Raw genomic sequence first — 21,310 nt, forward strand, 5'->3', positions numbered from 1 at the left:
GGCGCCTTGTGTTCTTCCACGCACCGCGTCGCCTGCGCGCGGGCCTTCCTGTAGGAGCCGGTGGTGAAGGGGGCCCGGTCGTCCGCGAGCGAGCCCGGTCAGCGGGACCAGGAGCGCTGGACGGCGTCGTGGACGCGGCGGCGGGCCGGGGGAGGCACGTCGCCGTCGGCCGCCGCCGGGAGGGCGGGCCGCGCGGGCGGCACCAGCACCGCGGACTCCTCGTCCGTCACCGGCCGCTCGATCTCGGTGAACGCGCCGTCCGCGCCGCGCACGATCACGCCGGTCTCCACCCCGTGCGCCACCGTGTGCCGGTCGCGCGCCAGCAGCCCGAGGCAGATCCGGCGGGCGATCACGAACCCCAGCACCGGCCCCGCGACCACCAGGACCCGGAAGATCCACGTGGTCGCGTACAGCGAGATGTGGAAGGTCGAGGAGAGCAGGTCGTTGCCGCCGGCCAGCCAGAGCACACCGTAGTAGACGATCCCCGCGACCCCGAGGCCCATCCGGGTCGGCGCCTCGCGCGGCCGGTCCAGCAGGTGGTGGATCGCGTGGTCCCGGGTGATCCACCGCTCCAGGAACGGGTACACCGCCAGCCCGATGAACAGCAGCCCGGGCGCCCCCAGGGCCGGGATCAGCACGCTCATGGTCACCGTGTGCCCGAAGACCGTGAACTCCCACGGCGGCATGACCCGCAGCGCGCCTTCGAGGAAGCCCATGTACCAGTCGGGCTGCGAGCCGGCGCTGACCGTGCTGGGCGCGTACGGGCCGTACAGCCAGATGGGGTTGATCTGGAACACCGTGGCCAGCGCCGCCACCACCGCCAGCACCCACAGGAAGAACACCGTCGTCTTGGCCAGGAACGCCGGGAAGAACGGCGCGCCGCGCACCACCCCGTCGTTCAGCCCCTTGGCCCTGAACTGGGTGTGCGTCTGCCGCCACGTGAGCACCACGGCGTGCAGCGGCAGCAGCACGAGCAGCAGCCCCGGGATCAGCAGCACGTGCAGGCTGAACAGCCGGGAGATGATGTCCTCGCCGGGGAACTCGCCGCCGAACAGGAACATCGCCAGGTACGTGCCCACCAGCGGCACCGAGATCGTGACCCCGTGCAGGATGCGCAGCCCCGCGCCGGACAGCAGGTCGTCGGGCAGCGAATATCCGAACAGCCCGTTGAGCATCACCAGCCCGAACAGGGCCACGCCGATCAGCCAGTTCAGGTCGCGCGGCTTGCGGAAGGCGCCGGTGAAGAAGTTGCGCAGCAGGTGGATGACGATGGCGCCCAGGAAGACGAGGGTGGCCCAGTGGTGCATCTGCCGCATCAGCAGGCCGCCGCGCACCTCGAAGCTGATGTCCAGGGTGGAGGCGTACGCCTGGCTCATCTGGACTCCGCGCAGCGGCACGTAGACGCCGTCGTAGACCACTTCCTCCATGGTCGGTTTGAAGAAGAACGTGAGGAAGACGCCCGTGAGCAGGATGACCACGAACGCGTACAGCGCGATCTCACCCAGCAGGAACGTCCAGTGATCGGGAAAGACCTTCCGCATCGCCTTCTTCAGGAACCCGGCCCCGCCGATCCGATCGTCGAGCGCCTGAGCAAGTGAGCCGACCTTCATAGTCACCCGCCTATGACTGGATGGGTACGTCACAGACAAGACGGAATGGGGCCGGGAAATGTGACAGTCAGGCGAAACGTTCGACGGTGACCGGAATCAGCCCCTGCTCGCGGACGGCCTGCCGGAGGTGGTCCAGCAGCGCCCCGAGCGCGCCGGCCGGGCCGCTCCCGAGGCGTACGGTCACGTCCACGCACCACGCGATGCCCGCGCCGATACTGCGCAGCTCCCACGCGATGCCGTCGCCCGCCGCCCGGCCCGCCACGCGCGGGTCGTCGGCCGGCTCCAGGCGCAGGGCCGCGCGGGCGTTCGCCAGCCCGTGCGCGTCGAGGTCGCCCGCGAACAGGATGCGGTAGCGGCGCGCGTCCGGCGACGAGCCCAGGTCGAGCGGCGCGGCCGTGGGCAGGGGCTGGCGCTTCCGGAAGAGCCCGCGCAGCCGCTCCTCCCCGGGCAGCTCGCCCCCGCCGAGCCGCGCGTACGCCTGCGCCGCCGCGCGCCGGTCCACCGGGCTCACCAGCGCGCGGAGCCGGGCGTCGGAGCGCAGCTCGCGGCTCACGTCGGGGGAGGCGGACCAGCTGCCGCCCTCCGGGCTCCACACGGCGCTGTCGATGCCGGCGGCGGTGTAGTCCTGGTGGAGGGCGAACTCCTCCACGAGGATTCCGTCGGGTCCGGAGATCAGGTAGTAGTCCATCCGCCCCATGATTGCCCGGGGCGGATGGCACGGCAATCTCACACGCGGCGGCTCTCCGGCGGGCCCAGGTAGCTGGGCAGCACGCCGCCGGTGTCCACGACGATCCGCTGGAGCACGACGGCCGGGTCGAGCATCCAGAACTTCACGACGTGGACTCCGGGCGTGGCGACCGTGTGGATGGTCGTGGTGACGTTGACGTTGTCGGAGGTGTTGCGCTCCCACTGGCGGTTCATGGTGGTGTCGTTGGCGCCGGTGGCGGTGGTGACGTTCACCCGCTGGGGCGGCTGGTCGTCGAGGGAGACGGCGTAGGTGAGCCCGTTGGCCGGCAGCACGTTGTTCCTCGGCGACAGCAGCACCGACACCTTCACCTGGCCGGTCGTGAACAGGGTCGTCGTGTACTCCAGCCGCGGACTGCCGCCGCCGGGCGTGTGCCGCGGGGCGGTCACCGGGAGCGGGGTCACTCCGTCCGACGTCCTGCCGAGGCCGGGGATCACCCGCCACGGGCCGACGGCCAGGCTGTAGTGGGCGGCGTCGATCGCGACGTGACCGCCCGCCTCGACGAAGCCCCTGGGGCGGGTGCCCAGGTTGTCGATGACGGCCTTCACGGTCACCTGCCGGCCCGCCCCCATGTTCAGGACGTGAGTAAAGGGGTTGTTAAACCGCGCCAATGCGGCGGTCAATGTGCCCTGCATGCTCCCCCGGTTCGGGGGCAGGAGCCGTTGGGGTCACCTACTGTGAAATCTGCCCCTTTTGTCAGGCTTGGGAGGCATCCACGATGCGGAACGGCCGGACCATCCTCGTCAGCACGTTCACCGCGGCCCTGCTCCTGGCCGCCGGCTGCAGCTCGGGCGGCTCGTCCGGGCCCGCCGCCAAACCGCAGGAGCAGGAGCAGGCCCCGGTGGCCAAGCTGTCGATCATGCCTGCCGACGGTACGAAGAAGGTCCCCCCGGACACCGGGATCGGTGTCAAGGTCACCGACGGCAAGGTCACCAAGCTGACCGTCGCGGACGCCAAGGGCCGGGAGGTGAGCGGCAGCGCGGCCGCGGACGGGACGTGGCGGCCCAAGTGGCCGTTGAAGCCGTCGACCACGTACACGGTGAGCGCGCAGGCCACCGGCACGGACGGGAAGCCGGTCACGGCCCAGGCCACGTTCACCACGCTCAAGCCGAAGCGGGCGCTGGAGAGCGGCATGTCCCCGCTGGACGGCGAGAAGGTCGGCGTCGGCATGCCCGTCCAGCTCCTGCTGTCGCAGCCCGTAACCGCCAAGAGCGATCGGGCCGCGGTCGAGAGGTCGCTGGTGGTGCGGATGTCCAAGCCGGTCGAGGGCGCGTGGAGCTGGGTGAGCGACCGCGAGGTCCAGTTCAGGCCGCGCGAGTACTGGCCGGTCGGCGAGAAGGTCACGGTGGTCGCGCACCTGGCCGGCCTGCGGGCGGGGCGGGACCTGTGGGGCACCAAGGACCGAAGCCTGACGTTCACCGTCGGCGACGAGCACATCACCGAGGTCAGCAACGCCACCCATAAGGCGGTCGTGCGGGAGAACGGCGAGGTCGTCAAGACCATCCCGGTCAGCCTGGGCAAGCCGGGGGACGACAGCTACTCCGGCGTAATGATCGCTCAGGAGAAGGCGGCGGAGACCGTCATGGACTCCGCCACCATCGGCAAACCGGGCGAATATCGCATCCGCACCAAGTGGAACGTCCGGATGACCTACAGCGGCACGTTCTTCCACGCCGCCCCCTGGTCCACCGGCGCGCAGGGCAGCCGCAACGTCAGCCACGGCTGCGTCAACGCCAGCCCGGCCAACGCCCGCTGGTTCTACGAGTTCACGCAGCGAGGGGACATCATCGAGGTCAAGGGGACGTCGCGGAAGCTCCAGTTCGGCAACGGGCCGACGCCGTGGGCCAAGTCGTGGGACGACTGGCTGGCGGGCAGCGCCCTGGGGAAGCCGATCAACGGCTAGCCGTCCTGTTACGTCACCATCCGGGCCGGGCATGGTCTGGGAGGCACACTGGAAGTGTCATAGCCGTCGAGGGAAGGGCGTTGTGATACTGCGTGCCGAATGACGGAATCGGACGGGGCATGGCCAGGCTCCCCGCCGTGGCCCTGTGGCTGCTGGTCTGGCTGTTGAACGTCTACGAGTTCCTGCTGACGATCTAGGCGCTCGTCCCCGGGACCACCAGGCCGGACTCGTACGCGACGACGACCAGCTGCGCCCTGTCACGCACGCCGAGCTTGGTCATCGACCTGCTCACGTGGGTCTTGGCGGTGGCGCCGCTGATCACCAGGTGCTCGGCGATCTCCTCGTTGGACATGCCCCGTGCCACCAGGGTCACGATCTCGCGCTCGCGGTCGGTCAGGCGTTCGAGGCCGGGCGCCGGAGTGGGGCGGGGCGGGGTGCTGACGTACTCCTCGATCAGGCGGCGGGTCACCGAGGGCGACAGGAGCGCGTCGCCGCGGGCGGCCACCCGCACCGACTGCAGCAGGTCGCCGGGCTCGATGTCCTTGAGGAGGAAGCCGCTGGCACCGGCCCGCAGCGCGGCGAAGACATATTCGTCGAGCGCGTAGTTGGTGAGGATCACCACGCGGACGCCGTCGAGATCGGGGGCGGCGCCTATCCTGCGGGTGGCCTGGATGCCGTCGAGCAGCGGCATGCGCACGTCGAGCAGCGCCACGTCCGGGAGCAGGCGCCTGGCCAGCTCCACGGCCTCCACGCCGTTGGCCGCCTCGCCGACCACGGTGATGTCGTCGTTGAGCTCGAGCAGTGCCCGGAAACCCGCGCGGATCAGCGGCTGGTCGTCCGCCAGCAGAACCCTGATCACCCCGGGACCCGCCGCCATCCCGGAACCCGCGCCGCCCGCCTCGTCGGCCGCCGCCATCCCAGGATCCCCACCGCCCGCCTCGTCGGCCGCCGTCATGCCGGGACCCGGACGGGCAGCTCGGCGCGGACCGCGAAGCCGCCCCTCTCGTGGGGGCCCGCGGTGAGCGAGCCGCCGATGGCGACCGCGCGCTCGCGCATCCCGATCAACCCCATCCCCGGCCCGGCGGTGCCCGCCTCGCCGTCGTTCTCGACCCGAAGCACGATCTTCGCCGGATCGTATTCGACCGCGAGCGTCACCGTGGCGGCGCCCGCGTGGCGCAGCACGTTGGTCAGCGCCTCCTGCGCGATGCGGTACGCGGCCCGGTCCACCTCGGGCGGCAGCGCGTACGGCGTGCCGGCCACGGTGTGCGCCACCCGCAGCCCCGCGCCCTCGGCCCTGGAGACCAGGCGCGGCAGCCTGGACAGCCCCGCCTCCTCCGGCTCGCTCTGGCGCAGCACGCCCAGCGTGGCCCGCAGCTCGCGCATCGCCTCGTGCCCCGACTCCTTGATCGCGGCCAGCGCCTGCCTGGCCCGCGCCGGGTCGCGCTCCAGCAGCTGCATGGCCACCGCCACCTGGACGTTGACCACGGAGATGCTGTGGGTGAGCGAGTCGTGCAGCTCCTGCGCGATCCACAGCCGCTCCTCGCCGGCCCGGCGCAGCGCCGCCTCCTCGCGGGTGCGCTCGGCCTCCTCCGCGCGCTGCTCCACGGCCCGCAGGTACGCGCGGCGGTGCCGGGTCAGCTCGCCGACCACCACCATGGCCACCAGCCATCCGCTCAGCAGCCCCATCCAGCTCCCCGGGGGCGGATCGTCCTCGGCGATCGCCATGAGCCCGTAGATGCCCGCGGCCAGCGCCAGCGACAGCCAGATCGCCGCCTTGCGGCGGCCGAGCGCGGCCAGCGTGTAGATCGAGGCCAGCGCGGGCGCGGAGGCGAACACGCCCGGGTAGTGCAGCGCGTAGTAGACGACCCCGGCGGCCGCCGCGACCGCGCCCGCGGCCGGCGGTGCGGTGCGCCGGAAGGCCAGCGTCAGCGACGCGACCACGATCAGCGTCACGCCCGCCGGGTCGAGGGGGCGCTCCAGCGGGCCGGTCCACGAGAGGTTCGCGTACGTCCCTCCCATGATCGCCGCCAGGGCGCCCGCCGCGACGAGCGCGTCCGTTCTCCGGCTGTCCATGCTCACAAGGTAGGCGACCGGGCCGGGGCCGGTCGTCGCCCTACGGTCGTATGTTCACGGCCTCGGTGCAGGCCCGGTGTCATCCCACGGTCGTACGTTCGCGGCCCCGGACGGGCGGCGTACTCCACGGGGCGTATGCCGGGAAGCCCTCCCACGTGGGACGCGGCTCCAGGGGGCCTGCCTGGAGCATTTCGTGCATGACCGCATCACCCTCCGCTCCGCCCGGCTGGATCGTCTGGTCGCTGCGCGCGCTCTCCACCGCGCACCTGGCCGGAGTGCTCGGGCAGGCCGCGCTGGCCGGGCTCTTCGCCACCGGCGACGTCGACCTGCTGGCCTGGCACCAGAACAACGCCGGGTTCACGCACGCCCTGCTCTACCTGCAGCTCGTCGCCGCCGTCCTGCTGTGGCGGCCGGGCCGGGGGCCGGGATGGCCCGCACTGGCCGGTCTGGGCCTCGTGGTGCTGGAGACGGTGCAGGTGGCGTTGGGGCAGTGGCGGGTGCTGGGACTGCACTTCCCGATCGGCATGGCGATCTTCGGCCTGTCCGCCGTCTTCACCGCCTGGACCTGGCGCGCCTACCGCCGCCCGAGCGCCGCATGAGCGCCCTGACCAGGCGGGGGTTCCTCGGGGCGCTGGGCGCGACCGCGCTGGCCGCCGCCGGGTGCGCCGAGATCTCGGGGGAGCTGCTGCGCAGCCGGCTGGCCCTGCCCCGGCCGTTCACCGTGCCGCTCCCGATCCCCGAGGTCGCCCGGCCGGTACGCCCCGGCCGCTACGAGGTGACGCAGCGGGTCGCCAGGATCGAGATCATCCCCGGCACGACCACCGAGGTCCTGGGCTACGGCGGGACCTTCCCCGGCCCCACGTTCGACCTGCGGCGCGGCAGCCGCGTCACGGTCGCCGTGCGCAACGAGCTGAGCGTGCCGACCTCCACCCACCTGCACGGCGGCGTCACCCCGCCCGGCTCCGACGGCTACCCGGCCGACCTCGTAGCGTCCGGAGGCGGGACGAAGGACTATGACTACCCGCTGGAGCAGCGGGCCGCCACGCTCTGGTACCACGACCACCGGATGGACTTCACGGGGCCGCAGGTGTGGCGGGGGCTGGCCGGGATGGCGCTGGTGCGCGACGAGGAGGAGGACGCGCTCCCGCTGCCGAGGGGCGAGCGGGAGCTGCCGTTGATGATCTGCGACCGGGCGTTCGACGAGGACGGCTCCTTCCGCTACCCGAGCCCGCCCGGCGGCGGTAACCACACAGGTCACAAAGGTCACACAGGTCACATGGCCGCGGTCGACGGTGACTACATGGAAGGCGTCGAGGGGGACGTGATCCTCGTCAACGGGGCGCCCTGGCCGGTGGCCGAGGTGACGGCCACCCGCTACCGGCTGCGGCTGCTGAACGCCTCGAACGCCCGCCGCTACCGGCTCCGGCTCGCGCCGGGCGGCCGGTTCACGCAGATCGGGAGCGACTCCGGCCTGCTGGCCGCGCCCGTCGCGCACGACGAGCTCCCGATCTCGCCGGGAGAGCGGTACGACGTGGTGGTCGACTTCTCCGCCTACCCCGTCGGCGGCGCGGTCACCCTCGTCAACACCCTCGCCGACGGCCCCGCCCGCAACGTCATGCGGTTCGTCGTCGCCCGCCGGGCCGCCGACGACACCGCCGTACCGGCCGTGCTGTCCCGGCCGCCCGGGCGCGTGCCGCCCGTGACCACCCGCCTGTTCGACTTCCGCAGGTCGGCGGAGGGGGTCTGGACGATCAACGGCCACCCCTACCGGCCCGGCGTCCCGCTGGCCCGGCCCCGGCTGGGCACCGCCGAGGTCTGGCGCCTGTCCAGCGACTTCCACCACCCCGTGCACGTCCACCTGGCCCACTTCCTGGTGCTGGCCAGGAACGGCCGGGCCCCCGCCGCCTCGGACGCGGGGTGGAAGGACACCGTGGACGTGCGCCCGTACGAGGTGGTGGACGTGCTCGCCCGCTTCGACGGCCATCGCGGCCGTTACATGCTCCACTGCCACAACCTTGAGCACGAGGACATGGCGATGATGGCCGACTTCGAGGTGATCTGACCCGCCAGAACCCCGCCCGGCCGGGTAGGGAAGACTCTCATCAGACTCGTCTGATGAGAATGAGGAGCAGGCATGCACATCGTACGGTTCGTCAGCCCCCTGACCGACGCCCCGGCGGTCGGCGTCGACGACGGCGAGCAGGTGGTGGAGCTGGCCGGCGTCACGACCGTGGCCGAGCTGCTGCGGCTCCCGGTCGAGGGGCTGCGCGAGCGGCTGGCGGGGGCCGACGGGCCGGGCCACCCGTCCGCGGCCGTGCGGCGGCTCGCGCCGGTGGACGGGCTGATGGAGGTCTGGGCGGCCGGCGTGACGTACCGGCGTTCGCGCGAGGCGCGGGTGCTGGAGAGCGAGCGCGCCGCCGACGTGTACGAGCTGGTCTACGACGCCGAGCGCCCCGAGCTGTTCTTCAAGTCGGTGGCCTGGAAGGTCTCGGGCGACGGCGGGCGCATCGCGGTGCGGTCGGACTCCGAGATCGACGTGCCGGAGCCGGAGCTCGGCCTGGTGCTGAACACGGCCGGGGAGATCGTCGGCTACACGGTCGTCGACGACGTGAGCTCGCGCACCATCGAGGGCGTCAACCCGCTCTACCTGCCGCAGGCCAAGATCTACCTGGGCGCGTGCGCGGTCGGCCCGGCGATCAGGCCCGTGTGGGAGGTCTCCGACCCGTACGCGCTGGACATCACGCTCACGATCGCCAGGGGCGGCGAGACGGTGTGGGACGGCAAGGCGTCCACGTCGGGCCTGCACCGGCGCCTCGACGAGCTGGCGGGCTACCTGTTCCGCGCCGACTCCTTCCCCGACGGCGCCGTGCTGGCCACCGGCACCAGCCTGGTGCCCGACCTGCCGTTCACGCTGCAGGACGGCGACACGGTGACGATCGGCATCGCCGAGATCGGCACCCTGTCGACCACCGTGGTCAGGGGCCTGGAGGCCATGCGCCGGCCGGAGTGAGCCCCCGGCCGGGCCGGCACGGCGCGTGCCGGCCCGGTCACCAGGGCGACGGCGGCGGGGGCGCCACGACCGGCGGACGGTCGTCGCAGGTGATGGTGTTCGGCAGCAGCCACGGCGCCAGCCAGGGCCCGGCCGCGCCGCCGCCGTCGTTCCCGCCGAGATCGGTCAGCGAGAACTCCGAGCCCGTGGGCGGGAAGCCGAACGAGCCGCAGTTGTTCACCCCGACCGCGCCCACGTTCCGCGCGTCCACGTTCTCGAACGTCGCCGATCCCTTCGCCCGCGCGCTCGCCACCGACGTCCCGGTCCCGTCGACCCGGATGTCCTTGAAGTGCACGTTCGTGATCGAGTACAGGTCCTTCACCGACCACTCGCTCACCAGCATGATCGCGTTGTACGTGTTGTCGAGGAAGTGGTTGCCGACCACCTGGACGTCCGCGGAGATGTCCCGCTCCAGCGCGTAGAACCAGATGGCCCCGAGCCCGATGTTCCAGTTCAGCTCGTACGTCCCGGACCTGACCGTGGTGTTGCCGGTGATCAGCAGCCGCCCGGTGAACGGCTCGGCGCCGAAGCGGGAGCCGACCTGGATGGCGCTGCCCTCCCTGACCGGGTCGGCCACGAGGTTGTTCGAGATCGTGTTGTCCCTGCCGCCGTAGACGGCGATGCCGTTGGCGAGCACGGGCGTCTGGACGGTGTTGTGGTCGAAGGTGTTGCCGCTGTCGGCGCTCTTCTCCGACCACATGGCCAGCGCGTCGTCGCCGGTGTTGCGGATGAAGTTGTTCGACACGACGGAGCCGGTGACGCCGGTGTGGAAGTTCACGGCGTCCGCGATCTGGTCGACGATCACGTTGTTCGTGATCCGCACGTTCGTCATCGGCCCGTCGAACCACATGCCGACCTTGGTGTGCCGGATGTGCAGGCCGTCGATGGTGGAATCGCTCATCGCGCCGCCGATCGCGTTCACCTGGTCGGTGTCGACGCGCTCCCGCACGTCCCCCTCGATGGCGAACCCCGACAGGTGCACGTTCCTGCTGCCCCCGGGCTTGCCGTAGAAGCCGACGCCCGTGTGCACCGAGCCGTCCGGCGCCGGGCTCCCGAGCGGGACCTCATGGCCCTTGATGATCGTGTACCAGCTTCCCGCGCCCGTGATGGTCACGTCGTCCACAATGATGTGCCGGTTCACCTGGTACGTGCCCGGCGGGACGTACACCTCCAGCCGCTTGCGCTGGGCGAACGCGATGGCCCGGTCGAACGCGTCGGACGATTCGCGCCGCCCGGACGGGTCGGCCCCGAACGCCAGCACGTCGGCCGCCGCGCGCCTGACTCGCGGCGCTCCCACGAGCTGGGAGTCCAGCAGGTCGATGACCGTCCACGCGGCGGCGCCCCCCTCGGGGGCCGCGAGGCGTACCCGGTCGCCCGCGCGGTACGTGCGCCCGAGCAGCAGGCGCTGCTCGTCGTAGAAGTGGTTCGGGCGGAAGGGCTTCGCGATCACGGGCGGCGGCGTCGTGGCGGCGGGCACGCACGAGCACTCGGTGATCCACCAGTCGGGGTGCAGCAGGCCGGCGCCGGGGTCGTCGGAGAAGGGGTACTGGTTGTACAGCCACGCGTACCGGGACGTCAGCGTCATGGTCCGGCGGCCCTTGCCGTTGACCGTGACGTCGAGCGGCGCGGTGATGCCGCCCCCGCCGGGCGCGTCGGGGATGCTGTAGCGGACGGTGATCGCGTCGGCCGCGCGCGGCAGCGCGAACTCCACGTACTGCCCCGGCGCCAGCCGCACCGCCTTGCGGCCCGACGCCTCCGCGGGCAGCGTGTACGCGCCGCGATCGGGGCCGATGACCGTGCCGTTCGTGACGGCGTTCTCCGCCTCCTGCTCCAGGAAGTCCACGGCGGCGCCGCGCCCCGCGACGAGCGCCGGGTCGAGGGCCGCCCGCGTCACGACGGGGGCCGGGCCGGGGGAGGCGTGGGCAGGGGAGGCGGCGAGGGCCGTCGCGGCCGCGCATAAGACAGCCAGGACCGTGCGTGGCATCCGATGCTCGTTTCTCTCGGGGGGTGAGGCGACAGTAGGCGCCCATCAACCGATCCACAAGATGTTGTCAAGTAGTTTCTCGAATCTGCTGATTTCTTGCGCAAATTTGCGTTCCGTTGCGGTCGGCGTGGGCGTCCACGTCGCCGGCGAGGGGTTTCGCGACGCTCGTAACGTTCCGGTAACGGGCGGCGTGCGACGATCGTCCAGGAAGCCGGATCCGTTGACTTTTGTTTGGATGGTCGCCAAATTAAAGACAGTCCGCAGTCGACCCTGGAAGGCGGCCATGAGGCGCTTGCTCGCGGTGTTCCTGGTCCTGCTCTGCGTCCTGCTGGGAGCGCCCGCGGGCGTCGGCGCGGCCGCGCACGAGGTCACGTACGACAGGTACTCGCTGAAGGTGGACGGCGAGCGGCTCGTCCTGCAGTCGGCCGAGTTCCACTACTTCCGCCTGCCGAGCCCCGAGCTGTGGCGGGACGTGCTGGAGAAGTTCAGGGCGGCCGGGTTCAACGCCGTCTCGATCTACTTCTCATGGGCGTACCACTCGCCGAAGCCCGGCGTGTACGACTTCACCGGCGTGCGCGACGTGGACCGCCTCCTGCGGACCGCCCGGCAGGCCGGCCTGTACGTGATCGCCCGCCCCGGGCCGTACATCAACGCCGAGAGCACCGGCGGCGGCCTGCCCGCCTGGGTGAAGACCGTGCCGGGCCGGGCCCGCAGCAGCGCGCCCGGATACCAGGCCGCCTACCGCGAGTGGCTGCACCGGATCAACCCGATCATCGCCCGGCACCAGGTCACCGACGGCGGCCCCGTCATCCTCTACAACGCGGAGAACGAATACCAGGTCAACACCGACGCCGCGTACATGCAGGACATCCAGGATCAGGCGCGGGCGGCCGGCATCGACGTGCCGATCACCACCAACGACTGCTGCGACGCCGGGAGCTGGAGCTCGACGTGGGCGACCGGCCCCGGCGCGGTGCAGATCCCGGGGGTGGACGACTATCCGCAGTCCTTCGAGTGCGCCAGTCCCGAGGTCTGGGGGCCCTGGGGCGAGGGGCTGACCGAGCGGCTGCGCGACGACATCCCCGTTTTCGCCGCCGAGTACCAGGCGGGCGCGATCGACCTGGGCAACGCCGGGTACGACAGGTGCCGCGAGCTGACCGGACCGGCGTACATGAAGTACTTCTACAAGAACAACCTGGTCACGACCGGGGCGACGATGTTCTCGTACTACATGGGGTACGGCGGCACGAACTGGGGCTGGCTGGCCCAGCCCAACGACGTCTACACCTCCTACGACTACGGCGCCGCCATCACCGAGGCCCGGCAGCTCACGCCCAAGTACGACGAGTTCAAGCGCCAGAGCTACTTCCTGGAGGCCGTCGCGCCGCTGGCCAAGACCGACCCGCTCACCTCGCCGGCCGTCCCGGACAACCCCGCCCTCACCACCACGGCCCGCGCGAACCCCGACACCGGCACCCAGTTCGTCCTGGTGAAACATGCCGACCGGGCCGCCACCGGCACGGACGACGCCACCCTCGACTGGGCCGCCCCCGACGGCCGCCACCGCGTGCCCGTGCGGGTCAAGGGGCGCGACGCGCACGTCCTGGTCGCGGGGTACGACCTGGGCGCTCAGCGCCTGGTCCTGTCCACGTCCGAGATCATGACGCACGCCCTCATCGGCGGCCGTGACGTCGCCGTCCTGTACGGCACCGCGGGCTCGCCCGGCGCCACGATCCTGCGCTACGGCTCGCGGCCGGTGGTCAAGGTGCTCGAAGGGGACGTGCGGGCCTCGTACACCGGTGGCGACCTGCGCCTCGACTACACCCACGACGGGCTCGCCCGGGTGCTCGTCACGGGTGGCGGGCGGCGGCCGCTGCTGCTCCTGCTCGGCACGGACGAGACGGCGGCCGGATTCTGGCGGGCCGAGACGGGGTCGGGGCCGGTGCTCGTACGCGGCACCGAGCTGGTCCGCTCGGCCTCGGCGAGCGGCGACACGCTGAGGCTGGCGGCGGACACCGCGGGCGGGCCGGTCGAGGCGTTCGCGGGCCCCGCGGTGAGGCGGCTGCGGATCGGCACGGAGGACGTACGCGTCGCCCGCACCCCGAGCGGCTCGCTCCTGGGCGCCACCCGCGTCCCCGAGCCGGTCCGCCTGCCCGCGCTGACCGGCTGGCGCTCCCGCGCCGAGGCCCCGGAGGCGGCGCCCGGCTTCGACGACTCCCGCTGGACCGTCGCCGACCACACCACGACCGTCAGCCCGCACCCGCCGAAGACCCTGCCCGTCCTGTACGCCGACGACTACGGCTACCACTACGGCAACGTCTGGTACCGGGGCCACTTCACCGCCGCCGGATCCGAGACCAGGATCGACCTGAACGCCGTCACCGGCCTGCGCGGCAACTACCTGGTCTGGCTGAACGGCCGCTATCTCGGCTCGGCCGCCGGAGGCGTGGAGGCGGACTCCGGCGACGCCTCGACCCCGCCCAACCCCGACCCGGGCCCCGGCCACTTCGACATCCCGGCGGGCGTGCTCAAGCCGGGCGCGGACAACGTGATCTCCGTCCTCGTCGCCAACATGGGCCACAACGACGACTGGATCGCCGACGACCTGCGCTTCAAGCAGCCGCGCGGCCTGGTGGCCGCCACCGTCGGCGGCACCCCGATCTCGTGGCGCATCCAGGGCTCACCGGGCACGGACCCGCTGCGCGGCCCGCTCAACAACGGCGGCCTGTACGGGGAGCGCACCGGCTGGCATCTGCCGACTTATCCCGATAAATCCTGGAAAGCCGCCAGCAGCGAGCTGCCCCCCGGCGTCACCTGGCTCCGGACCGCGTTCCGCCTCGACCTCCCCAAGGGTCAGGACGCGCCGGTCGGGCTCCGCTTCGGCGGCGACCCGTCGCCCGCGTACCGCGTGCAGATCTTCCTGAACGGCTGGAACGTCGGCCAGTACGGCGGCGACATCGGCCCGCAGCGCGACTTCGTGCTTCCCGCCGGGCTCCTGGACGAGCACGGGACCAACACGATCGCTCTGGCAGTCACCGCCGAGCAGGCCGTGGCGGGTCCCGGGCCGATCAGCCTGTTCACCTACGGCAACGTCCGCCAGGGCCGCTGACCGCCGCACTTCGGCGAAGGTCCTTTCGGGGGAAGGGGGGCGCCGCCGCGCTCGGGCCCCACGGGCTCGGAAGGCCGGCCGTCACCCGCGGGCTCCGGGTCTTCGGAGGGGCGGCGGCCACCTGCGGGCTCCGGGACTTCGGAGGAGGAGCGGCCACCCGCAGGCCCCTGGGCTTCGGAGAGCAGGCCGCCACACCCGAACTCCGGGACTTCGAAGGGCCGGCCGTCGGGCCCGGGCCCCTGGACGTCGGGGGGCCGGCCCGGCGCGCTAGTCGCGGTCCGGGACGGCCAGTTCGCCGAGCAGGGACCAGTCGTCTTGCGGGACGGTCGCGTTCACGATGCGCGGCGTCTCGGCGAGGTGCGGCGGCAGCGTCTGCTGGGCCTGCTTGAAGTGGGCCGACTGCACGTGCGCCGCCCCGGCGTCGCCGTCGCGGAACGCCTCCACCAGCACGTATTCCGTCGGATCCGCGAGGCTGCGCGACCAGTCGAACCACAGGCAGCCCGGCTCGGCCCTGGTCGCCTCGGTGAACTCGGCGACGATCTCCGGCCAGCGGTCGGCGTGCTCGGGCAGGATGCGGAACTTGGCGGTAATGAAGATCATCGAGCTGGCTCCTTCGAGTCCGTGGGGATCAAGCCTATCGAGAGGGCGTTGACAGACATTCATGCATTACCGTTCAGCGTCGGCGGCCAGGACGCGCTCGGCTTCGGACCGGCGCAGCGGCGCCGGCTGCGCGGCGGGTTCGCCGGGCTGGTGCTGCAGGACGCGCTGGTCTCCCTCGATCCGCTGCGGACCGTGGGGGTCGCCGACGAGCCCGAGCGCCGGGCCGCCGGCTGTGCCCTGCTGATCAGCCATGACCTGGCCGTCGTCGCCTCGATCGCCGACCGCGTCCTCGTCATGAAGGACGGCCGCGTCGTCGAGGAGGGCCCCACCGGGAGCGTGCTGTCGGCGCCCTCGCACGACTACACCCGCTCGCTGCTGGCCGCCGTCCCGTCGGCCGCCTCCCGGGGCACTCGCCTGTCCACCGCGAGGCCGGGCTCGCCGCTGCCGCGCCGCACGCCGAACCCGTCGGCGCGGGTGCTCGCCGGCACCGGCCTGTCCAGGTCGTACGGGCCGCGCCGGGTGGTCGACGACGTCTCGTTCACCCTGTACGAGGGCGAGACGCTCGGCGTCGTCGGCGAGTCGGGCTCGGGCAAGACCACCCTGGCCCGACTGGTGCTCGACCTGCTCGAACGCGTCGGCCTGCCGCCCGGCGTCGCCGGCCGCCACCCTCGGGAGCTGTCGGGCGGCCAGCGGCAGCGCGTCGCCATCGCCAGGGCCCTGGGCCCCCGCCCCGACGGTGACGGAGGTGTTCACCCGCCCCCGGCACCCGTACACGCGGGAACTGGTCGCGGCGGTTCCCCGGCTTTCCTGAATTTCCTACCAAATGTGTGGGATGCTGGACGGGTGAGTCTGGACAGGATCCGCGCATCGAGCGCCCGAGCCGATTCCCCGCTGACCGCCGCCATCCTGGCGGGGCGATGGATCAGATCCGCCGCGGCCGACGACGGGCACGGAAGGCGCTGGCTGGCCAATCCCGATCCGCACGGCGGGTCGGCGGTCACTTCCGAGCCCTCGTCCCTCTACTCGGGGGCGGCGGGCGTCGTGCTGTTCTTCCTCGAGCTGGCCGCGGCCACCGGCCACGAGGCGTACCTGGAGGATGTCAGGCAGGGGGCCCGCAGGCTCGCCGCCACCTGGCGCGAGCAGGACGACCTCTCCCTCTACCACGGGCTGACCGGCACGATGGTCGCGCTCATGGAGGCCGGCTGGGTGCTCGGCGAAGGCGCGTTCGAGGCCGAGGCCGCCGCCATCGCCGACGTGATCGTCCGCCGGGGCCGGGAGTCCGAGGGCGGCGTCGGGTGGTCGCGCGATCCCGCGCAGCGCGGTGAGGGCGGCATCATCCTCGGGCTGCTGCGGGCCGCCACCCATCTCGGCGTGCCCGCGTACGAGGAGGCGGCCGTGGAGGCGGGCCTGCGGATCGCCCGGCTGCCCGTCCCGGGGCACCGGTTCGGCGACTGCGCCGACCTGCCCGTGGACGCCGTCACGCCCGGCTTCCTCGCCGGCACGGCCGGGACCGCGTTCCTGCTGGCCCGCCTGTACGGGGTGACGGGCGACGAGCGCTTCCTGTTCGCCGCGCGCAGCGGCGCGGCCTTCGTCCGCGAGATCAGCGTCGTGGCCGGCGGGTGCGCGGTCGTGCCGCACCACGTGCCGCACGCCAGGGAGCTGCACTACCTGGGCTTCTGCTCCGGCTCCGCGGGCGTGGCCAGGATGTTCTACGAGCTCCACCGGGTGGGGGGCGACCCCGGCGACCTGGAGTGGGTGGAGCGGCTGGCGCGCGGCATCGTCAAGAGCGGCGTGCCGCGCCGCCGTACCGAGGGCTACTGGAACGTGGCCTGCCAGTGCTGCGGGACGGCCGGGCTCATCGAGTTCTTCGTGGGGCTGTGGGCGGCGACGGGGGAGGAGTCCCACCTGGAGTACGCCCGCGGGCTCGCCACCGACCTGATCGGCCGGGCCACCGACCACGACGGGCGCGGCTACCGCTGGTACCAGGCGTACCGGCGGCTGCGGCCCGGCGAGGTGACGGCCGACACCGGCTACATGGTGGGCGCGGCCGGCATCGGCGCCGCGCTCCTTCACCTCGACGCCGCAGGTCAGGCCGACCGTCCGCGCCGCGTCATCCTGCTGCCCGACAATCCGTTCCCCGCGATCCCGTTGCCCGCTTCCGCGCTCCGTTGACAGCGATACCCAGTTTTCCTACTGTTTAACTGGGTATTGAGCCAAGGAGCACATCATGACCGAATGTGACGTCCCCTGTCGCCGCGGGCAGGTCGCATGAAGCGGGTCCACCTGGCCGCGCACTTCCCCGGCGTCAACAACACCACCGTCTGGACCGACCCCCGCTCCCGCAGCCAGATCGACTTCGAATCCTTCGTCCACCTGGCCCGCACGGCGGAGCGGGGCAAGTTCGACTTCTTCTTCCTGGCCGAGGGCCTGCGGCTGCGCGAGCTGAAGGGACGCATCCACGACCTGGACGTGGTCGGCCGCCCCGAGTCGCTGACCGTGCTGGCCGCGCTCGCCGCCGTCACCGAGCGCCTCGGGCTGGCCGCCACCGTCAACGCCACCTTCAACGAGCCGTACGAGCTGGCCAGGCGGCTGGCCACGCTCGACCACCTCAGCGCGGGACGGGCCGCCTGGAACGTGGTCACCACCTCCGACGCCTTCACCGGCGAGAACTTCCGCCGAGGCGGCTACCTGGACCGTTCCGAGCGCTACACGCGGGCCGAGGAGTTCGTCCGGCTGTCGCGCGAGCTGTGGGACTCCTGGCGGCCCGACGCGGTGCTCGCCGACCAGGAGAGCGGGCGGTTCCTGCGGCCCGGGTCGGTCTCGGCGGTCAGCCACCGGGGCCGCCACTTCACCGTCGAGGGGCGCTTCAACGTCCCGCGCAGCCCGCAGGGTCACCCCGTGGTCATCCAGGCGGGGGACTCCGACGAGGGCAGGGAGTTCGCCGCCGCCAACGCCGACGTCATCTTCAGCCGCCACGGCACGCTGGAGGAGGGCCGGGCCTTCTACGCCGACGTCAAACGCCGCCTGGCCGCCTACGGGCGGGAGCCGCACCAGCTCAAGATCATGCCGGCGGCGACGTTCGCGCTCGGCGACACCGACGCCGAGGCGGCCGAGCGCGCCGCCGAGATCCGCCGGCAGCAGGTGGGGCCGCAGACCGCGCTCGCCTTCCTGGAGCAGATCTGGGGCCGGGACATGTCCGCCTACGACCCCGAAGGGCCGCTGCCCGACGTGGAGCCGGCCGCCGAGCAGGGCGTCTCCCAGGGCCGGGTACAGGTGGCCGACCGGGTCGCCGTGGCGGCGCGATGGCGGGCCGTGGCCGAGGAGAAGGAGCTGAGCATCCGCGAACTGGTGATCCACATGACCGGGCGGCAGTCGTTCGTGGGCTCGCCCGCGACCGTGGCCGCGCAGATCGAGGAGTTCGTGCGCACGGGCGCCGCCGACGGGTTCGTCCTGGTCCCGCACCTCACGCCGGGCGGGCTGGACGACTTCGTGGACAGGGTGGTGCCGCTGCTGCAGGAGCGCGGCGCGTTCCGTACCGACTACGAGGGCGCCACGCTCCGCGAGCACCTCGGGCTGGGAGGCGCGGCATGACGCGGGCGCCCCTGCACCTGGCCGTCGCGCTCGACGGCGCCGGCTGGCATCCGGCCGCCTGGCGGGACCCGGCCGTCAACGCGCGGGAGCTGTTCACCGCCCGCCACTGGGCCGGGCTCGTCGCCGAGGCCGAGCGCGGGCTGCTCGACTTCGTCACCATCGAGGACGCCCTGGGCCTGCAGACCTCGGGCCTGGACGGGCCCGACGACCGCACCGACCAGGTGCGCGGCCGGTTCGACGCGGTGCTGCTCGCGGCGGCGCTCGCGCCGCTCACCACGCGCATCGGACTGGTGCCCACGGCCACGACGACGCACACGGAGCCGTTCCACGTGGCCATCGGCATCGCGAGCCTGGACCACGTCAGCCTGGGGCGCGCGGGCTGGCGGGTCCAGGTCTCGGCCCGTGCCTGGGAGGCCGCCCACTTCGGCCGCCGGGAGATCCCGGCGCTCATCCCCAAACGGGACACGGCGGGCCGATGGGAGCCAGACGAGCAGGCCCGGGGGCTCATCGCGGACCTCTTCGAGGAGGCGGCCGACGCCGTCGAGGTGGCCAGGCGGCTGTGGGACAGCTGGGAGGACGACGCCGAGATCCGCGACGTGGCCACCGGCCGGTTCGTCGACCGCGACAAGCTCCACTACATCGACTTCGCCGGATCCAGGTTCTCCGTCAAGGGGCCGTCGATCACGCCCAGGCCGCCGCAGGGGCAGCCGGTCGTGACCGTGCTCGACCACGGGGGGTCGCGGGTGCCGTACGAGCTGCCCGCCCGCTCCGCCGACGTCGTCCTCGTCACCCCGCACAGCCGTGACCACGCGCGGGACATCGTCGAGCAGGTCAGGAGCCGCCCCAGGGAGGGGCAACCGCTCAAGATCCTGGCCGACCTGCTCGTCCACGTCGGCGACGACGCGGCCGGCCGGAAGGAGCGGCTCGACGGGCTCGCCGCGCCGCCCGAGTCCGACGCGTACACCTTCGCCGGCACCGCCGCCGAGCTGGCCGACCTGCTGCTGGACTGGCAGGAGGCCGGGATCGAGGGGTTCCGGCTGCGGCCCGGCGCCGTGCCGCTCGACCTGGAGGCGATCACCCGGCGGCTGGTCCCCGAGCTGCAGCGGCGCGGCGCCTTCAGGAGCCGGTACGAGGCCGCCACCCTGCGCGGGCACCTCGGCCTGCCGCCCGCGATCAACCGTTATGTCTCTAAGAAAGCTGACATTGCGTGAAATTTCTGGCCATCACCTTGATCGTTCATGACGGCCGCAAGTCCACCAACGAGCGATTCCGCGCAGATCGTCGACAAGTGCACCGCTACCACGACCGGTTCGGGCACGAGGTGATGCACCTGCACGCGGACGCCGACGGGCTGACGGACGCGCGGCACCGCTCGGCGCTGGAGCTGTTCCAGTCGGACATCGCTCCGGTGCTGCGCAAGGAGATACCGAGCAGGCCGTTCCCGGGAGGTTCCTCATGACGGTCCCCCTGTCCATCCTCGACCTGGCGCCGATCCCCTCCGGCGGGACCGCCCGGGACGCCATCCGCAACACCGTCGACCTGGCGCGGCAGGCCGAGTCCTTCGGCTATCACCGGTACTGGCTGGCCGAGCACCACTTCGCCGAGGGGGTGGCCGGCTCGGCGCCCGCCGTGCTCATCGGTCTGGTGGCCGCGGCGACCGCCCGGATCCGGGTCGGCTCGGGGGCGGTGCAGCTCGGCCACCAGACGCCGCTGGCGGTGGTGGAGCAGTTCGGACTCCTGGACGCGGCCCATCCGGGGCGCATCGACCTGGGTCTCGGACGTTCCGGCCAGCGCCGCGCCGAGCTCGCCCGCCACTCGGAACGCCCGCCGGACCCTCCTCCCTCGGCGGCGCGGGTGGTGGACGGGCTGCTCATCCCGCCCCCGTTCGACTTCTCCGCGCTGATCAGGGCGGCGCCGCACCTGGCCTTCCAGGCCTCCCTCCTCCAGCAGCCCGGCGCCGAGACACCGGACTTCGCCGACCAGCTCGACGACGTCCAGGCGTTCCTGGCCGGCACCTACGCCTCCCCCGACGGCCGGACCGCCCATGCGATCCCGGGCGAGGGCGCGGACGTCGAGGTGTGGATCCTGGGCAGCAGCGGCGGCCAGAGCGCGCAGGTGGCGGGGGAGCGGGGCCTGCCGTTCGCCGCCAACTACCACGTCAGCCCGGCCAGTGTCCTGGAGGCGGTGGAAGCGTACCGAAAGGCGTTCAAGCCGTCCGACGTCCTGGCGGAGCCGTACGTGATCGTGTCCGCCGACGCCGTCGTGGCGCGGGACGCGGCCACGGCGCGGGAGCTGGCCAAGCCCTACGGCCTGTGGGTGCGCAGCATCCGCACCGGGCAGGGCGCGATGCCGTACCCCACGCCGGAGGAGGCCGACGCCCACGTGTGGAGCGAGGAGGACAGGAAGCTGGTGGCCGACCGCCTCGACACCCAGTTCGTCGGCGACCCGGAGGCGGTGGCGGACGGGCTGGGGGTGCTCCAGCGGGTCACCGGGGCCGACGAGCTGCTGATCACCACGATCACGCACGGCCACGCCGACCGCGTCCGCTCGTATGAGCTGCTCGCGGATGCTTGGAGCTAATTCATGTATATCCAGTAGGAAAAGTTGACTTTACGGACGGAGGAACGTAGTTTCATGGGCATGGGC

Annotated in this window: 17 protein-coding genes; 10 read left to right on the forward strand and 7 right to left on the reverse strand. The window is 72.4% G+C overall.

The features are described 5' to 3' along the window. Positions 1 to 98 precede the first annotated feature (98 nt). The 3 genes from ACFKCF_RS08585 to ACFKCF_RS08595 all read right to left on the reverse strand — a co-directional run bounded on the left by ACFKCF_RS08585 (position 99) and on the right by ACFKCF_RS08595 (position 2,927). Positions 99 to 1,610 (reverse strand): cytochrome bc complex cytochrome b subunit, encoded by a 1,512-nt coding sequence (locus tag ACFKCF_RS08585; RefSeq protein WP_394492615.1) that lies wholly within the window; start codon positions 1,608 to 1,610, stop codon positions 99 to 101. 67 nt (positions 1,611 to 1,677) lie between these two features. After that, on the reverse strand, positions 1,678 to 2,298 hold the full coding sequence (locus ACFKCF_RS08590; protein WP_394492414.1) for a hypothetical protein: 621 nt from the start codon (positions 2,296 to 2,298) through the stop codon (positions 1,678 to 1,680). A gap of 38 nt (positions 2,299 to 2,336) precedes the next feature. Next, positions 2,337 to 2,927 carry a hypothetical protein gene (locus tag ACFKCF_RS08595; RefSeq protein ID WP_394492415.1) on the reverse strand — a complete coding sequence of 197 codons (591 nt, stop codon included), beginning with the start codon at positions 2,925 to 2,927 and terminating at the stop codon, positions 2,337 to 2,339. Positions 2,928 to 3,073: 146 nt separating this feature from the next. Between ACFKCF_RS08595 and ACFKCF_RS08600 the strand changes: the two genes are divergently transcribed. Next, the gene (locus ACFKCF_RS08600) at positions 3,074 to 4,258 is read left to right on the forward strand and encodes an Ig-like domain-containing protein (RefSeq protein WP_394492416.1); all 1,185 of its coding nucleotides are present in this window, start codon (positions 3,074 to 3,076) and stop codon (positions 4,256 to 4,258) included. Positions 4,259 to 4,451: 193 nt separating this feature from the next. Here ACFKCF_RS08600 and ACFKCF_RS08605 read toward each other — a convergent pair whose 3' ends face one another. Next, the gene (locus tag ACFKCF_RS08605; RefSeq protein ID WP_394492616.1) at positions 4,452 to 5,117 is read right to left on the reverse strand and encodes a response regulator; all 666 of its coding nucleotides are present in this window, start codon (positions 5,115 to 5,117) and stop codon (positions 4,452 to 4,454) included. A gap of 92 nt (positions 5,118 to 5,209) precedes the next feature. Then, on the reverse strand, positions 5,210 to 6,331 hold the full coding sequence (locus tag ACFKCF_RS08610) for a sensor histidine kinase (RefSeq protein ID WP_394492417.1): 1,122 nt from the start codon (positions 6,329 to 6,331) through the stop codon (positions 5,210 to 5,212). A 197-nt stretch (positions 6,332 to 6,528) separates the two neighbouring features. Between ACFKCF_RS08610 and ACFKCF_RS08615 the strand changes: the two genes are divergently transcribed. The 3 genes from ACFKCF_RS08615 (at position 6,529) to ACFKCF_RS08625 (ending at position 9,341) form a co-directional block, all read left to right on the forward strand. Beyond that, a complete protein-coding gene (locus ACFKCF_RS08615; RefSeq protein ID WP_394492418.1) occupies positions 6,529 to 6,930 on the forward strand; it encodes a hypothetical protein in 402 nt (133 codons plus the stop codon). Then, entirely contained in the window at positions 6,927 to 8,393 is a 1,467-nt protein-coding gene (locus ACFKCF_RS08620; protein ID WP_394492419.1) for a multicopper oxidase family protein, read from the forward strand. The genes ACFKCF_RS08615 and ACFKCF_RS08620 overlap by 4 nt, the downstream gene beginning before the upstream one ends. Positions 8,394 to 8,465: 72 nt before the next feature. Next, positions 8,466 to 9,341, forward strand: coding sequence for a fumarylacetoacetate hydrolase family protein (locus tag ACFKCF_RS08625; protein ID WP_394492420.1), 876 nt, complete (start codon positions 8,466 to 8,468; stop codon positions 9,339 to 9,341). A 37-nt stretch (positions 9,342 to 9,378) separates the two neighbouring features. Here ACFKCF_RS08625 and ACFKCF_RS08630 read toward each other — a convergent pair whose 3' ends face one another. After that, a complete protein-coding gene (locus ACFKCF_RS08630; protein WP_394492421.1) occupies positions 9,379 to 11,364 on the reverse strand; it encodes a glycosyl hydrolase family 28-related protein in 1,986 nt (661 codons plus the stop codon). Positions 11,365 to 11,647: 283 nt separating this feature from the next. On the opposite strand from ACFKCF_RS08630, the gene ACFKCF_RS08635 reads away from it, so the two are divergent. Then, entirely contained in the window at positions 11,648 to 14,473 is a 2,826-nt protein-coding gene (locus ACFKCF_RS08635; protein WP_394492422.1) for a beta-galactosidase, read from the forward strand. A 267-nt stretch (positions 14,474 to 14,740) separates the two neighbouring features. On the opposite strand, the gene ACFKCF_RS08640 is transcribed toward ACFKCF_RS08635, so the two are convergent. Next, positions 14,741 to 15,073: a putative quinol monooxygenase gene (locus tag ACFKCF_RS08640; RefSeq protein ID WP_394492423.1), complete on the reverse strand. Its 333-nt coding sequence runs from the start codon at positions 15,071 to 15,073 to the stop codon at positions 14,741 to 14,743. Positions 15,074 to 15,121: 48 nt separating this feature from the next. Here ACFKCF_RS08640 and ACFKCF_RS08645 point away from each other — a divergent pair, with 48 nt between their 5' ends. The 5 genes from ACFKCF_RS08645 (at position 15,122) to ACFKCF_RS08665 (ending at position 21,244) form a co-directional block, all read left to right on the forward strand. After that, the gene (locus ACFKCF_RS08645; protein WP_394492424.1) at positions 15,122 to 17,245 is read left to right on the forward strand and encodes a lanthionine synthetase LanC family protein; all 2,124 of its coding nucleotides are present in this window, start codon (positions 15,122 to 15,124) and stop codon (positions 17,243 to 17,245) included. Positions 17,246 to 17,341: 96 nt separating this feature from the next. Then, positions 17,342 to 18,664, forward strand: coding sequence for an NtaA/DmoA family FMN-dependent monooxygenase (locus ACFKCF_RS08650; protein ID WP_394492425.1), 1,323 nt, complete (start codon positions 17,342 to 17,344; stop codon positions 18,662 to 18,664). Beyond that, entirely contained in the window at positions 18,661 to 19,875 is a 1,215-nt protein-coding gene (locus ACFKCF_RS08655; RefSeq protein ID WP_394492426.1) for an LLM class flavin-dependent oxidoreductase, read from the forward strand. Before ACFKCF_RS08650 ends, ACFKCF_RS08655 begins: the two co-directional genes overlap by 4 nt. Beyond that, complete coding sequence (locus tag ACFKCF_RS08660; RefSeq protein ID WP_394492427.1) at positions 19,872 to 20,123, forward strand: hypothetical protein; 252 nt, start codon at positions 19,872 to 19,874, stop codon at positions 20,121 to 20,123. Before ACFKCF_RS08655 ends, ACFKCF_RS08660 begins: the two co-directional genes overlap by 4 nt. Further along, the gene (locus tag ACFKCF_RS08665) at positions 20,120 to 21,244 is read left to right on the forward strand and encodes an LLM class flavin-dependent oxidoreductase (RefSeq protein ID WP_394492428.1); all 1,125 of its coding nucleotides are present in this window, start codon (positions 20,120 to 20,122) and stop codon (positions 21,242 to 21,244) included. The genes ACFKCF_RS08660 and ACFKCF_RS08665 overlap by 4 nt, the downstream gene beginning before the upstream one ends. The last annotated feature ends 66 nt before the right edge of the window (positions 21,245 to 21,310 follow it).

This window comes from Nonomuraea sp. JJY05 (assembly GCF_043496855.1).
GTDB lineage: Bacteria > Actinomycetota > Actinomycetes > Streptosporangiales > Streptosporangiaceae > Nonomuraea.